This is a genomic window from Fretibacter rubidus (assembly GCF_041429785.1).
GTDB lineage: Bacteria > Pseudomonadota > Alphaproteobacteria > Caulobacterales > Maricaulaceae > Fretibacter > Fretibacter rubidus.
The window spans coordinates 3,136,190-3,151,103 of record NZ_CP163423.1 but is presented as its reverse complement, the minus strand read 5'-3'; the positions used below and the strand labels follow the sequence as shown (position 1 = coordinate 3,151,103).

Here is a 14,914-nt window from a genome sequence, read left to right as displayed (position 1 = left end):
TTGTCCACATATAAGGGCGCTCACCTTAACTTGTTGTGGTCAATGCCCATAAACATACAACCGTCAGAAGGTTTAAGCACAGATGTTAATTTACACAGGAGCAAAAGAGTAAGATTGGGGATAAAATTAAGTTCAATAATACTCACAATATTATCCACAGCTCCGCAGTTCATAGATAGCTATTAAAATCATATTTATCCCCATAGTCAGGATAACAATTTGCACTTATCCAAAAACAAGGATAAACGCATTTTTTAACATATTATTAAACAGTCTTTACAAAGTCTTAAGATTGTTCACATAGCCACACACCCTATTACTATCACTCTTTTATTTAAAATATTTTTTGAGTTTTAAGAGGCTTAGACCTGTGAGTTTTATGACAAACGCAACACCTAAAATCCTTCGCGTTCTATCCGGTGAAACCATAACACCCGCACCTATATGGATGATGCGTCAAGCAGGGCGACACCTTGCTGAATATAAAGCTGTGCGTGCCTCTACTGCTGGGTTTATTGATTTTTGTTTTACACCTGAAAAAGCAGCACGTGTAACGCTCCAACCCATTGAACGCTATGATATGGATGCGGCGATACTCTTTGCAGATATTCTTTTAATACCGATTGGTCTTGGACGGGATGTGCGCTTTGAAAAAGGCGTTGGCCCTATCCTTGATCCTATGAGCGTTGATGATGTAAAGCGCTTAACGATTGACGGCGCTGCTGAACGGATAAGTTCCGTTTGGGAAACAGTATCACGCGTACGTGGTGAATTGTCTGATGATAAAGCGCTTATCGGCTTTTGTGGTGGGGCTTGGACAGTAGCAACCTATATGCTCGAGGGTCGCGGGACTCCCGATAAGGAAGTCGCTAAACGGTTTGCTTATGAACACCCTCAAGCCATGGATGATTTATTAAATGCGATTGCGGTCAGCTCTGCTGATTATCTCATTGGTCAAGCAAAAGCAGGCGCTGACGCGCTGAAAATATTTGAAAGCTGGGCGCAAGGTCTTTCAGCACCACTTTTTGATAAGCTTGTGGTGAAGCCAACACAAATTATGATTAACCGTGTGCGTGATGCCGGGATTGATATTCCTATCATTGGGTTTCCGCGTGCGGCGGGCCTAAATCTTACGCATTATTGTGACACGATAAAAACACAAGGCGTCGCTGCTGGTACTGACACGCCGCTCACGGAACTACGTAAATATGTTGGCCAGGACCGAGCCATACAAGGCAATCTCGACCCACTCGCCTTACGCATCGGCGGCGACGTTTTGCGGCGAGCCGTTCAGGCAGTTCTAAATGATGCAAAGCGGGCTGGCGGACCCTATATTTTCAATCTTGGCCACGGCGTATCACCAGATGTTAAAATTGATAATGTTCATGCCGTTATAAATCATTTGCGAACAGGCGAGGGTGATTATGTTTGATCTTTATCTTTGGGTAAAAGCGGCTCATTTGTGTGCTGTTATTTTTTGGATGGCAGGACTCTTATATTTGCCGCGCCTATATGTGTATCACAGTGCGTCTAAACCCGGTGGGGAATTAGAAGCCAAGATGATTGAGGCCGCAGAAAAACTCATGCGCATTATCATGAACCCTGCGATGATTGTGGCGTTTTTACTGGGTCTTGTTTTAATCGGTTATAATATAGAGACCTTAAAAAATTCAGCTTGGCTCTGGATTAAGCTGGTTTTGGTATTCTTTTTGATGGGATATCATGGATTCTTATCCAAAATGCGAAAACGGTTCAAAGCGGGCCAGCGCCCAAAATCTGAAAAGTTCTTTCGCATGATTAACGAAATACCCGCTGTGGCAACGATTATCATCGTCGTTATGGCTATTGTGAAACCTTTTTAAACAGGCTTGACGACCAAATGCTTTAGGATTAGGGACAGTTATACGCCGTCCGGCTGTTTGTGATATATTCCTATTGAATTTTGCTCTAACGCTATCACTTCTCTCAACGACCCTTTCCTAAAGACATATTATGCCCGCACAAGACGTGACCATTGCTGACCTTGAAACGCTTAAATCTATAAGCCTTGAAGACTTAAAGGTTAAAAAACCCGCTGAATTGATTGCTTTTGCCGAAGCTGTTGGGATTGAAAATGCAGGGTCTATGCGTAAGCAAGAGATTTTCTTCTCTGTCCTAAAAGACCTCGCTGAGGATGATATTCAAATTAACGGATCTGGCGTGCTAGAGGTTTTACAAGACGGATTTGGGTTCTTGCGCGCGCCAGAGGCGAACTATCTACCTGGTCCTGATGATATCTATGTTACGCCAAAACAAATTCGCAAATACGGCCTGCGGACAGGCGATACTGTGTCGGGTGAAATTCGTAGCCCCCGTGACGCGGAGCGTTATTTTGCGCTCACTACAGTTGATTCCCTTAATTTTGAAACGCCAGAGCGCGCCCGTAATAAAGCGCATTTTGATAATTTAACCCCACTTTATCCTGATGAACGGATGAAAATGGAAATTGATGACCCAACACGCAAAGACCGTTCAGGCCGGATCATTGATATTGTCTCCCCGCTCGGTAAAGGTCAGCGGGCTTTGATCGTTGCGCCGCCGCGTACAGGTAAAACTGTCTTGCTGCAAAACATTGCGCACTCTATCGAGGCCAATCACCCTGAGTGTTACGTTATTGTCTTGCTCATTGATGAACGCCCCGAAGAGGTGACCGACATGCAGCGCAGCGTTAAAGGGGAGGTCGTCAGTTCTACTTTTGATGAACCTGCGACCCGTCACGTACAAGTGGCGGAAATGGTCATTCAAAAAGCAAAGCGTCTGACTGAACACGGTAAAGATGTTGTCATTTTGCTCGATAGTATCACGCGTCTTGGCCGAGCTTATAACACTGTCGTTCCAAGCTCTGGTAAGGTTTTAACAGGTGGTGTGGATGCGAATGCGCTGCAACGTCCAAAGCGTTTCTTTGGTGCCGCCCGGAATATCGAAGAAGGTGGATCACTTACAATTATTGCGACAGCCTTGATTGATACGGGATCTCGTATGGACGAAGTTATTTTCGAAGAGTTCAAAGGTACGGGCAATAGTGAGATTGTACTTGACCGTAAGGTTGCCGATAAACGCGTTTTCCCCGCGATTGATGTCACCAAATCAGGGACACGAAAAGAAGAGCTTTTGATTAATCCTGTTGATTTGCAAAAGACCTATGTCCTGCGCCGTATCTTAAACCCGATGGGCACAATGGACGCGATTGAATTTCTGATATCGAAATTAAAAGATACTAAAAACAATGCAGATTTCTTTGATAGTATGAATACCTAAGCAATTTTGCTTTGCGCTTTTGTTTTAGACAAGAGCGCAAAACACAGCCCGCCTAATCCACCAGCGAGTATTTGCAGTAGCAGTCCAGTATTATCCCTTGCGCCCGCGACAATCGGAACGCCAAAAAACACCTGTTTCATAAGATATAACATTACTAAAATTGCGGTAGCGCCAGCGACGATATAAATAATCGGGCGCCCAAATTTTATTGTTTTGTAAAGCCCGCCAGAAACCAAGAATGCGATTAAAAAAGCGATGGTGATAAATAGCGTATAAAGTGGTGCGAAGTGCTGTACGTCATATAGAGCTGTTGAAAAGGCGGTACCGTCCGATATAGGCGCACCGATTTCACGCAAATCTATAATGGTACGATAGGTCGACATGACAGATCCCGTCACACCAGCCACAAGACTGGCGATGAGAAGGGCAAAAACGCGCTTTATAAAAACTGCCATCTGTCTATAACTCTATTATATGTAATTTCGTATTATGATAGCGCCTGATAGCAATTATGCGCAATGCTAAATATAAACACCCGAGTCTGCCTTTGAAGGATAATGTCGTGTCATTTTTTAAATTCCATTCATATTACTGCGGTCTTTTAAAATCTGTTACAACTTTGGCCATAGTGAGTGCTGTCGGCCTGAGCGCGTGTATGGAAAAACAAGTCGCACCGGATCTACCCAAAACTATGATGGCGGATTACACCACTGAAGTATTGGCCGAAGGCTTGGATACGCCTTGGGCTTTTGCGAGCTTACCTGGTGGTGGTTTTTTAATAACAGAGCGCGGCGGAACGTTAAAGCGCGTTCAAAATGGTGAGACCACAATCATAACAGGGCTGCCTGACGATATATTTGTCGGCAACCAAGCCGGTCTTTTTGATGTTATGTTGAGCGCAGATTTCGTAGAAAATAATTTTCTATATTTATCCTATGCGCGCGGCACGGAAGCTGAAAACGGGACGGCGGTAATAGTGGCCGAACTGGACGGGGATAAACTTATCAATATCTCAGAGGTTTTCACAGCAAACCCTTTGAAATCTGGCGCGGCGCATTTTGGGGGCAGCCTGTCTTTTCTTCCGGGCGGGACAGTGGCACTGTCCACGGGTGACGGCTTTGAGTTTCGCGAGGCTGCGCAAGACCGCAAATCTGATCTGGGTAAAATTATAAAACTCACGCCCCCGCCGGCACAAAATATTTCCATTGGTCACCGTAACGTGCAGGGCCTATTTTTTGATCCTTTCACCAATAGCCTCTGGGCGCATGAGCACGGGCCGCGCGGGGGTGATGAGTTAAATTTGATACAGCCTGGTGAAAATTATGGCTGGCCGATTGTCTCCCAAGGACTTGATTACAATGGGGCCAAAATTACGCCATTAACAGAAATGGCTGGCATGTCTGACCCTGTGCATGTTTGGACACCGTCCATTGCCCCGTCTGGCCTGATTATTTACCGCGGCGGGATGTTTCCAGAGTGGAACGGAGATGCAATTGTCGGTGGTCTGGCCTCGCGTGATGTGCGGCGCGTTGACCTTGAAAATGGGATCGCTGTGGGTGAAGAAATATTGTTCTCTGACATTAACGCCCGCGTTCGCGACGTTGATATGGGCTTTGATGGCTCGTTACTTGTTTTGGCCGTCGACGGCGAAAACAGTCGCCTTATTCGTTTTATTCCCAAGCAAGATTAATTCTGTGAAGCTGAAAGCGGGCATTAAGTTTATAGGGCTGAGTACAGCTTTAATTATATCCGCCTGCTCAGATAATGCGTCCCAAACTACAGGGCAGGCTGCATCAAATACACCCTGTGATGTTGGTGCGATTACCGCAGATGACACAGATCGCGTCCTGAACAAAGCCAATGACTATCTGACCGCTAAAGTCGAAACGGTTACTGCCAATACCGCAAGCCGCAGCGCGGGCGGGCCCAATGACTTTTATTCTGAAGGCGATTATTGGTGGCCTGTTCCCGGTGACCCTGATGCGCCTTATGAGCGTCGCGATGGACAAACAAATCCTGATAACTTCACAAAACACCGCCTGTCTATGATTAGGTTCTCTGATATTCAAGGAAGCCTTGCATCAGCCTATCTTATCACGGGCCAGCAAAAATATGCTGACGCCGCCGCAACACATTTAAAGGCCTGGTTTATTGATGCGGATACGCGCATGAACCCAAATCTTTTATACGCACAAGCGATTAAGGGCCGTCATACAGGGCGGTCCATAGGCATTATTGATACGTTGCATTTAGTCGAGGTTGCGCGCGCGGCCAAATTGTTGGGCGATGCAGGCGCGATAGACCCTGCTGATTATGCCTCGATAAAGACCTGGTTCAACATTTATGCAAAATGGATGAATACCCACCCTAACGGCATCAAAGAACGTGATTGGCATAACAATCATTCAATCGCATGGTCTTTACAAATTGCGGCTTTTGCTGATTTGACGGGCGATGCGGCGCTCACTGCTTTGGTGAAAGATAAATTTAAAAATATCTATCTGGCTGATATGATGGATGCCAATGGTGGATTTCCAAAAGAATTATCTCGGACTAAACCTTATGGCTATTCTCTGTTTGTGATCGACCTTATGGCGGGCATTGCACAGATTACCTCGACGCGTGAAGATGATTTATGGCGCTATAGCGCAGCAAATGGGCAGAGCATGTCCCTTGGCCTTGATTTTATAAAACCCTATGTCACCGATAAATCATTATGGCCTTATGCCCAAGATGTCATGTATTGGGATGATTGGCCTGTGCGCCACCCGTCGCTTTTACTAGCTGGTGATGCCCTAGGGGATTGTTCTTATTACGATACGGTAAAAGACCTCGCTGCAGATAGTGATGTCTATGAAGTCAGGCGAAACTTTCCATTACGTCACCCGCTTATCTGGATGAATTAAGGCGGTTTCGGAACCTTATCCCTCTTTATGTGTTGATTAAGTACAACATAGGAGAAAAAGATAATGGAATCAGAACACGTAAAATCAGCCGCCAATAAACTGACCGGTAAAGTGAAAGAAGCCGTCGGCGATGCTACAGATAACCAAAAGCTAAAGGCCGAAGGTCTTGCCGATCAAGGTAAAGCCAAAGTGCAAAAAGCTGTTGGCGACGCGAAAGACGCGCTCGAAAAATAAAGTCTAATATAGACGTAAAAAGGCCGCGCTTCATAACTGAAGCGCGGCCTTTTTTGTGGCGTCTTGTTTGTTTAAACAGCGTGGATTTTCTCGGGATCTAAATCATCGGCAATGGCTTGGTCGAGGATTGCGAAAATCTCTTTGCGTGACCGACGTTTGGTATTCTTAAACGCTGTTGCGTCAAGTTGCCCAAACATTTGACCAATCATGGGTGCTGCCATGGCGGCTTGCTCAGTAGGGATAATACGGTCAACAAAGCCCGCATGCATGGCCCCTTTGGGATTGAAAATTTCGGCATTAATACAGCAGCGATTGAAATAAACATTGGATAGGCGGTAACGGGCAAGCTCGATACCAAAATTATGCATCGTCATGCCAATCAATGTCTCGTTAAGCCCAATCTTATAATCACCATCGACAATCACGCGGTAATCACAGGCCAGGGCTAAAAACGCGCCCATGGCAATGGTATGTCCCGTCGCCAATAAAATTACGGGGCGTGAAAATTCCAAAATACGGCGGGCAAGCTTTGACCCCTTCGAGGTCAAAACCATAGCTTCTTTTGGCCCAGCCTGCATTTCCTTGAGGTTAAACCCGCCAGAAAACATACCCTCGCGACCCGTTAGGACCACAATTGCATCGTCTGATTCCGCCTTATCAAAGGCGGTTTCCAAATCTGCAATCATTTGCGTAGATAACACATTGGCTTTGCCGTCATCCATGGCGATGGTAGCAACACCGCCGCTTAACGTATAGTTGACAAGATCGCTCATCATTAACCCTGCTTTTCTAGGATTTTAGCGATGGTGTCAGCTTTCAGATCATCAACCGAAGCCTTAATACCCATATCATTGGCTAGCTTGACGACGTCTTTTTCTAACATCTTGCTCAGCGCAGATTTGGTATAAGTCCCGCCGTCTTCAATGCGGCCAAATTTACCGTAAAACGTCTCGCCAGATTTCGCCATATCACGCAGCAGTTGCGGGACTTGAAACTGCGGCCCGTAAGCCTCGAGCAACTCATCGGCGCGTTTTACAAAATGCTTCGCGCCAATGGTGTCGATGAAGCTGATGGCACCACCCGTAAACGGTGCAAAGCCCCACCCAAAGATAGAGCCCAGATCCGCTTCGCGCGGGTCGTGGACAATGCCTTCGGCCATGGTGCGCGCGGCCTCAATGGCTTGGGCATACATCAGGCGGTCTTTAATTTGGCTGACATCAGGCTGCGGGTCTTGCAATCCGTCCACCGCAAATTGACCCAGTTCTGGCCAGAGATGCTTTGTGCGGCCTTCATAGACATAAAAGCCTTTGCCGTTTTTACGACCAAACCGCTCTAATGAATGCATTTTGTCAATAATGACGTCGCCTTTGCCTTCGACATATTGGCTACCCAAATCATGTTTGGTTTGCTGCATCACCTTATAGGCGAGATCAATCGCGACTTCGTCCTGTAGTGATAACGGCCCAACGGGCATACCCGCCATTTTCGCGCCGTTTTCAATCAACGCAGGCTTCACACCTTCAGACAGCATATTATAGCCTTCTTGGATGTATCGCATGACGCAACGATTGGCGTAAAATCCACGCGTGTCTTCGACAACAATCGGGACTTTGCGAATCTTAGATACGAAATCAATCGCGCGCGAAATGGCGTAATCTGATGTCTTTTCGCCTTTGATAATCTCCACCAGCATCATTTTATGCACGGGGCTAAAGAAGTGGATGCCAATGAAGTTATCAGGCCGCGATGACGCCGTCGCCAAATCCGTAATCGGGATGGTTGATGTGTTTGATCCAAACACCGCCGTGTCGCCCAATACATCTTCGGCCATTTTTGTGATTTTGGCTTTAAGCTCTGAGTTTTCATAAACGGCTTCAACGACAAGCTCGACATCTTTTAGCTTTGAATAATCCGTCGTTGCCTCAATGCGGTTGACGATGGCATCGACTTTTTCTTGTGTTGTTTTACCGCGTTTTAGACGCTTGTTTTGCTCATCAATGGTAAATTGCTTACCTTTATCGGCGGCTTCTTGGTCACGGTCGATGAGGACAACGTCAAGGCCAGCGCGGGCTGAAACATAGGCGACACCTGCGCCCATGAAACCAGCGCCGATAACGGCAATTTTCTTAAGCTCGCCTTTGCTTTGACCTTTGGGACGCGCTTCGCCTTTTTCCAAAGCTTGTTTGGATAGGAATAACGAGCGCACCATATTGGCGGATTCAGGGCGCATTAAAAGGTCACAGAAATAACGGCTTTCAATCCGAAGCGCGGCGTCCATCGGGACTTGTGATCCCTCGTAAACGGCCTTTAGAATATTAGCCATGGCAGGGTAATTGCCGTAGCTTTCTTTGCGCACCATGGCGGACGCGCCAGCAAACATAGGATAGCCTTGCGGTGTATAGGGCGCACCACCGGGGAATTTAAAGCGGTCAGCATCCCAAGGCGCTTTGGCTTTAGGATTGTCTTTTACCCACTGTTTGGCTGTATCGATAAGGTCAGCGGCTGGCGCAGAGCCTTGCAATACGCCCATACCTTGAGCTTCAGACACAGACAGCTGCTTGCCTTGCAGCAAGACGGCTGACGCTCCCATCAAGCCCACAAGACGGGGGAGACGTTGCGTACCGCCTGCACCTGGCAACAAGCCAATTAAGGCTTCGGGTAGACCGAATTTCACGGACGGATTATCAGACGCGCCAAAACGGGCGTGACAGGCCAGAACAATTTCAAAACCACCACCAAGCGCAAGACCGTTTACGGCGGCCGCTACAGGCTTTCCGCAAGTCTCAAGCGCGCGAAATGTTTTGTTGAGTTGAAACGCGCCTTCAAACAGTTGTTTTTTCGCCGCTTCTGGGTCGGTCTTCATCAGCTCTTTGACGGCGTCAAAATTACCGCCCATTTCTTCCAAATCTGCGCCCGCGCAAAAGGCTTTTTTGCCTGATGTAATTACGGCCCCTTTGATGGCGTCATCTGTGGCAATTTTGTCGGTGAATTCTTGCATTTCTGCAATAACGTCATTGGACAGCACATTCATGCTGCGCCCGGGGCTATCAAATGTGATCAGCAGAATGCCGTCGCTATCTAGGTCTAATTTAAAATGTTTCATGTTCTATCTCTTGTAATCTTAATCTAATTAAACGCGTTCAATGATGGTGGCAGAGCCCATGCCGCCGCCCACACATAGCGTGATAAGTGATGTCTCTTTGTCAGAGCGCTCAAGCTCGTCCACCATTGTGCCGAGGATCATCGCCCCTGTCGCACCTAGCGGGTGACCCATCGCGATGGCGCCGCCGTTCACGTTCATTTTATCATGGCTGACATTATGGGCTTGCATAAAGCGCAGCACCACAGCGGCAAACGCCTCGTTCAGCTCATAAAGGTCGATATCGTCAACGGACATACCAGCACGCTTTAGGGCTTTGGCGGCCACAAATTCAGGGCCAGTCAACATGATAGTGGGCTCTGAGCCAATTTCGGCAAAGGCCTTGATACGCGCGCGGGGTTTTAAGCCAAGCGCCTCACCCATTTCTTTTGTGCCGATAAGCACAGCGGCCGCACCGTCAACAATACCAGAACTGTTACCCGCATGGTGAACGTGTTTAATCGTTTCAAGTTCTGGATATTTTTGCACAGCGACAAAATCAAAACCAGGCATGGTTTGACCCATACCAACAAAGGACGGGTTTAAACTACCGAGGCTTTGCATGTCGGTTGTTGGGCGCATGTGTTCGTCTTTGGCGAGGATTGTAACGCCAAGCTGATCTTTCACAGGCACGATTGATTTTTTAAATCGGCCTTCATCCCAAGCACGCGCTGTCCGTTTTTGTGACTCCACGGCATAGGCATCGCAATCATCGCGGGAGAAGCCGTATTTGGTCGCAATTAGGTCTGCTGAAATCCCTTGGGGCACCATATAATGGTCAAAGGCAAAGCTGGGGTCGACACCCATAGCGCCGCCGTCACTGCCCATGGGCACGCGTGACATTGACTCGATACCGCCGGCGACAACCATGTCGGACATGCCGGACATTACTTTGGCCGCGCCCATATTGACGGCTTCTAGGCCTGATGCACAAAAACGGTTGATGGTTACACCCGCGGCTGTTTGCGCGTAATTTGCGGCAATAGAGGCTGTGCGCGCAATATCTGCGCCCTGCTCACCCACGGGCGACACACAGCCCATGACAATATCGTCGACCTTGGATGTATCCAAATCGTTGCGATCACGAATAGCTTCTAGCTGCTGGGTGAGAAGCGATAGCGCCGTAATTTCGTGCAGGCTGCCGTTTTTCTTACCCTTACCGCGCGGCGTGCGCACGGCGTCAAAAATATAAGCATCAGTCATGGTGGGGTCTCCTTAAGGTCTATTCTAATTATTAGGCGTTTAATTGGCGCATAGCATCAGCCATGGCATGTTCGTTGTTATTCTCTAGCTGTGCGGCGATTATCTCGCGCTCAGATTTGGGTTTATTGCTGCTTATTTTGCGAAAGCCTTGAACGGTATCAATCGGCATTTTGAAATAAACAATGCCTGCCATAATCCGGGCGGCATAATCTTGTGCGTCATCAATCGACCATGCGTTTTCAGTTTCATATTGTTCTACTAAGACCGCCATTTCAGACATATAATTCTGTGCCTCTAAGGCAACAGGCCTGCCGCTCGCTTGAACAGAAATATAATTCCATGTCGGAACTTGTCTATCAGGATGATCATACCAACTGGCTGAGATATAGGCATTAGGGCCAGAAAAAACGACCATAGCCTCGCGCCGCCCATCAAGCAGTTTCGCCTTTGGATTTGATTTTGCGATATGGCCGTAAAGTGTCCCGTGGGTGCCTTCGTCTTTCAGCACAAAAGGAAGGTGTGTTGCGCATAGACCGTTATCGCCCACCATAGTCATCACAGCGAAGCTATGCTCACGCATAACACCCGCCGTAAAGGCGGGCGCATTATCGGTATAATAAGGGGGTGGATACATCGTCGTCTGATGCTCCTTTCCTTGGGGTTGGCTTAAAGAGAGCGCGCAATCAAAAGCTTCATGATCTCATTTGTGCCGCCGTAGATTTTCTGAACGCGGCTATCGCGGTACATGCGGCCAATGCGGTACTCATTCATGAAACCGTATCCACCGTGCAGTTGCAGGCAGCGGTCAATGACTTCACACTCTTTGTCAGTGACCCAATATTTGGCCATAGAGGCCGTGACCGTATCCAGCTCACCGCGCAGGTGTTTTTCGGCGCAATCATAGACAAATGTCTTGGCGATATGGGTGATGGTTTTACATTCGGCGAGTTCAAACTGTGTGTTTTGGAAACTCATAATAGATTTGCCAAAGGCTTTACGGTCTTTGCAATATTCAATCGTTGTTTCTAATGCCGCTTCCATTTGAGCCACACCTTGTACAGCGATGTTAAGGCGCTCTTGGGGCAGCTCTTTCATCAATTGGATAAAGCCGTGACCCGGCTCAGGGCCGAGGAGGCTGTCGGCGGGTAGCTTTAAATCATCAAAGAAGAGCTCGGCTGTGTCTTGGGCGTCCATACCGACCTTATCCAAGATACGCCCACGGCGAAAGCCTTCTGCGTCGTCTGTTTCAACCACGAAAAGCGACTTGGACATTTTGCCTTCACCGCCTGTGTCTGCCACCACAACCAGGAGGTTGGCCGTACCGCCATTGGTGATAAATGTCTTCTGGCCGTTTAAAATCCAACCGTTGCCGTCTTTCTTGGCATTCGTTTTCACAGATTGCAGATCCGATCCTGTGCCAGGCTCTGACATACAAATCGCGCCAACCAACTCACCAGATGCCATACGTGGGAGCCATTTTTGTTTTTGCTCTTCCGTGCCGTAATGCAGGATATAAGGCGCAACAATCGCGTTATGAAGGGACAGGCCAAACCCGTCGACATTGGCTTTGACCAGCTCTTCCATGATAATCATTTCATGACGGTAATCACCACCACCACCGCCATATTCTTCGGGCATAGAACAGTTCAGCAAGCCCATATCGCCCGCCATATTCCAATACTTGCGATCAACGACTTTGTTCTTACGAAACGATTCTGAATGTGGCGCCATTTCGCGCGAGTAAAATCCGTTAACGGCCTCACGGAAAATATTGATATCTTCTTCGTCATACCAGTCTGGGTTTTTGAAATCGACAGCAGCCATAAAGGCCTCCCTCTATATTTAATTATTGGTGTATATCTATTTGGCGATGATAATTTTAAGCGGGTCAAAGCGTGACGTTCCGTCGGGTAGCTTCTCACCCGAAAACGATATGGCTTTCACATCCAAAGGCTTGGCATCTTTTGATGCGGTTTGTGTGTTCGTACCCGTGCGCGCGTCAAGCTCGCATCCGTCCGCTAACTCAATCCGCCACGCGTAACCAATGGCTGCGTTTGAATTATCCGCCGATACAGACACAGTTTCAGTAATGTCTTTTTTGAAAGGCTTTTTAAGGCGAGGAGCTTTATCACCATTCACGCCAGATGCCGCAAGACTTTCGGTTACGGTCTCAAATTGTGCACGATATTGTGTCTGCACGGCTTCAATATCAGCGGCGCTCACATCGCACACAACAGGGGCGGAAGCGGTTGTCTGACAGGCCCCCAAAAGGGACCCTGTCAACAGAGCGGCAATAGTGAGGGTTTTAGCTGAGCGCATGGTCATTAAAATGCCGCCGCATCAAGGGCCATGACAGGCTCTGCGCCTGTCTTAAGCTTTGCGAGATGCGCATCAATTTGCGGCAACATACGCGCCATAAAGAAACGACCCGTGATAAGCTTGTTCGGATAGAAATCTTCATTAGAGCCATTATCAATTGCCGCTTGTGCTGTGACGGCCATCTTGCCCCACATATAAGCCAGAGTCGTCAGGCCCATCATGTGCATATAATCAACAGACCCTGCACCCGCATTGTTCGGGTTGGTCATACCATTTTGCATCAACCACATAGTGGCGTCTTGCAATTTGGCTTTGGCTGATTTCAGGCCTGTGGTGAATTCTGAAATATTTTCATTGGACTCATTCTCCGCAATAAAGCCGTCAATTTCAGCGTTTAGGCTCATAAGGGCGCGACCGCCTTTGCGGGCTAGCTTACGGCCGACCAAATCCAACGCCTGCACGCCGTTTGCGCCTTCATAGATAAGCGCGATACGGGTATCGCGGACAAATTGGCTCATGCCCCATTCTTCGATAAAGCCGTGACCCCCAAAGATTTGCTGACAATCAATTGTCGTGCGCATGGCCATATCGGTGAGGTAACCTTTGATGACGGGCGTCAAAAGACCAAGATAATCGTCCGCTTTTTCGCGGAACTTTTCGTCCTCGTGAACACCTTCCATATCTTCCAGCATTGTTGCCCAATAAATTAGCGCGCGCGCGCCTTCGTTAAAGGCCTTTGTTTCCATTAACATGCGGCGCACATCAGGGTGGACAATGATGGGGTCGGCTGGACCGTTATCATTAACAGGGCCCGTCAAAGCCCGGCCTTGTGTACGGTCTTTGGCATAGGCCGCGGCGTTTTGATAGGCCACTTCAGATTGGGCTAGACCTTGCATACCGACATCAAGGCGGGCGCGGTTCATCATGACGAACATAACCTTTAGGCCTTTGTTTTCTTCCCCGATGAGGTAACCTTCAGCGTCATCGTAATTCATAACGCAGGTTGAATTGCCGTGGATGCCCATTTTCTCTTCAATAGAGCCGCAAGTCACCGTGTTGCGATCCGCTGGGTTCCCGTCTGGGTCCAATGTGAACTTGGGCACGATGAAAAGGGAGATCCCTTTCACGCCTTCGGGCGCGCCTTCGATACGGGCGAGCACAAGGTGGACAATGTTATCAGACATGTCGTGTTCGCCAGCCGAGATAAAGATTTTTTGACCTGAGATTTTATAGCTGCCGTCTGCTTGGGGCACCGCTTTGGTTTTCAACATGCCTAAGTCAGTCCCGCAATGCGGCTCGGTCAAATTCATTGTTCCCGTCCATTCACCTTGGATCATTTTGGGAAGATATGAACGCTTCTGTTCGTCGCTGCCGCCAATCTCAATGGCTTTAATCGCGCCGTTGGTCAGGCCCGGATACATGGCGAAGGCCATATTGGCCGCTGATTGCATTTCACCAGACGCAATATGCAGGAGGCCCGGCAAGCCTTGACCGCCGTATTCAGGGTCTTGTGCCAAGGACAACCAGCCATTTTCAACCATTGTCTTAAAGGCTTCTTTGAACCCTGTTGGTGTTGTGACAGAGCCGTCTTCGTGACGCACGCAGCCTTCGTGATCACCGACCGCGTTTAGCGGGGTTAGCACCTCTGAGGTAAACTTAGCGCCTTCTTCCATAATGGCATCAAATAGGTCGCGTTCCGCATCTTCAAACTTAGCGTATTTCGTCAGCGTTTCTGTTGCGTTGAGCATTTCGTGAATAACAAACTGCATATCGCGAATGGGGGCGTTATAACTGGGCATAAGACATCCTTTTAAGG

General features: G+C 48.2%; 14 protein-coding genes. 6 read left to right on the top strand and 8 right to left on the bottom strand.

The window, feature by feature from the left end:
- Nucleotides 1–379 precede the first annotated feature (379 nt).
- The 3 genes from hemE (at nucleotide 380) to rho (ending at nucleotide 3,297) form a co-directional block, all read left to right on the top strand.
- Nucleotides 380–1,432, top strand: coding sequence for a uroporphyrinogen decarboxylase (hemE, locus tag AB6B37_RS14575; protein WP_371396573.1), 1,053 nt, complete (start codon nucleotides 380–382; stop codon nucleotides 1,430–1,432).
- Entirely contained in the window at nucleotides 1,425–1,862 is a 438-nt protein-coding gene (hemJ, locus tag AB6B37_RS14570; protein WP_371396572.1) for a protoporphyrinogen oxidase HemJ, read from the top strand. The genes hemE and hemJ overlap by 8 nt, the downstream gene beginning before the upstream one ends.
- 130 nt (nucleotides 1,863–1,992) lie before the next feature.
- Nucleotides 1,993–3,297 (top strand): transcription termination factor Rho, encoded by a 1,305-nt coding sequence (gene rho / locus AB6B37_RS14565; RefSeq protein WP_371396571.1) that lies wholly within the window; start codon nucleotides 1,993–1,995, stop codon nucleotides 3,295–3,297.
- Here rho and AB6B37_RS14560 read toward each other — a convergent pair.
- Nucleotides 3,294–3,752 (bottom strand): hypothetical protein, encoded by a 459-nt coding sequence (locus AB6B37_RS14560; RefSeq protein ID WP_371396570.1) that lies wholly within the window; start codon nucleotides 3,750–3,752, stop codon nucleotides 3,294–3,296. The two genes, rho and AB6B37_RS14560, sit on opposite strands and share 4 nt — an antisense overlap.
- A gap of 107 nt (nucleotides 3,753–3,859) precedes the next feature.
- Between AB6B37_RS14560 and AB6B37_RS14555 the strand changes: the two genes are divergently transcribed.
- The 3 genes from AB6B37_RS14555 to AB6B37_RS14545 all read left to right on the top strand — a co-directional run bounded on the left by AB6B37_RS14555 (nucleotide 3,860) and on the right by AB6B37_RS14545 (nucleotide 6,437).
- The gene (locus AB6B37_RS14555) at nucleotides 3,860–4,987 is read left to right on the top strand and encodes a PQQ-dependent sugar dehydrogenase (protein WP_371396569.1); all 1,128 of its coding nucleotides are present in this window, start codon (nucleotides 3,860–3,862) and stop codon (nucleotides 4,985–4,987) included.
- Nucleotides 4,914–6,203 carry an alginate lyase family protein gene (locus tag AB6B37_RS14550; RefSeq protein ID WP_371396568.1) on the top strand — a complete coding sequence of 430 codons (1,290 nt, stop codon included), beginning with the start codon at nucleotides 4,914–4,916 and terminating at the stop codon, nucleotides 6,201–6,203. The genes AB6B37_RS14555 and AB6B37_RS14550 overlap by 74 nt, the downstream gene beginning before the upstream one ends.
- 63 nt (nucleotides 6,204–6,266) lie before the next feature.
- Nucleotides 6,267–6,437 carry a CsbD family protein gene (locus tag AB6B37_RS14545; protein ID WP_371396567.1) on the top strand — a complete coding sequence of 57 codons (171 nt, stop codon included), beginning with the start codon at nucleotides 6,267–6,269 and terminating at the stop codon, nucleotides 6,435–6,437.
- A 71-nt stretch (nucleotides 6,438–6,508) separates the two neighbouring features.
- Here AB6B37_RS14545 and AB6B37_RS14540 read toward each other — a convergent pair whose 3' ends face one another.
- From AB6B37_RS14540 to AB6B37_RS14510, 7 genes are read right to left on the bottom strand one after another with little or no spacing between them, the layout of a single operon-like run.
- On the bottom strand, nucleotides 6,509–7,213 hold the full coding sequence (locus tag AB6B37_RS14540; RefSeq protein WP_371396566.1) for a crotonase/enoyl-CoA hydratase family protein: 705 nt from the start codon (nucleotides 7,211–7,213) through the stop codon (nucleotides 6,509–6,511).
- Nucleotides 7,213–9,540, bottom strand: a complete 2,328-nt coding sequence (locus AB6B37_RS14535; RefSeq protein WP_371396565.1) for an FAD-dependent oxidoreductase — start codon at nucleotides 9,538–9,540, stop codon at nucleotides 7,213–7,215. The genes AB6B37_RS14540 and AB6B37_RS14535 overlap by 1 nt, the downstream gene beginning before the upstream one ends.
- Nucleotides 9,541–9,567: 27 nt before the next feature.
- A complete protein-coding gene (locus AB6B37_RS14530; protein ID WP_371396564.1) occupies nucleotides 9,568–10,779 on the bottom strand; it encodes an acetyl-CoA C-acetyltransferase in 1,212 nt (403 codons plus the stop codon).
- Nucleotides 10,780–10,810: 31 nt separating this feature from the next.
- Nucleotides 10,811–11,413, bottom strand: a complete 603-nt coding sequence (locus AB6B37_RS14525) for an FMN-binding negative transcriptional regulator (RefSeq protein ID WP_371396563.1) — start codon at nucleotides 11,411–11,413, stop codon at nucleotides 10,811–10,813.
- A 32-nt stretch (nucleotides 11,414–11,445) separates the two neighbouring features.
- Entirely contained in the window at nucleotides 11,446–12,603 is a 1,158-nt protein-coding gene (locus AB6B37_RS14520; RefSeq protein WP_371396562.1) for an acyl-CoA dehydrogenase family protein, read from the bottom strand.
- Nucleotides 12,604–12,639: 36 nt separating this feature from the next.
- On the bottom strand, nucleotides 12,640–13,104 hold the full coding sequence (locus AB6B37_RS14515; protein ID WP_371396561.1) for a hypothetical protein: 465 nt from the start codon (nucleotides 13,102–13,104) through the stop codon (nucleotides 12,640–12,642).
- Complete coding sequence (locus AB6B37_RS14510; protein ID WP_371396560.1) at nucleotides 13,104–14,897, bottom strand: acyl-CoA dehydrogenase C-terminal domain-containing protein; 1,794 nt, start codon at nucleotides 14,895–14,897, stop codon at nucleotides 13,104–13,106. The genes AB6B37_RS14515 and AB6B37_RS14510 overlap by 1 nt, the downstream gene beginning before the upstream one ends.
- Between the last annotated feature and the right edge of the window lie 17 nt (nucleotides 14,898–14,914).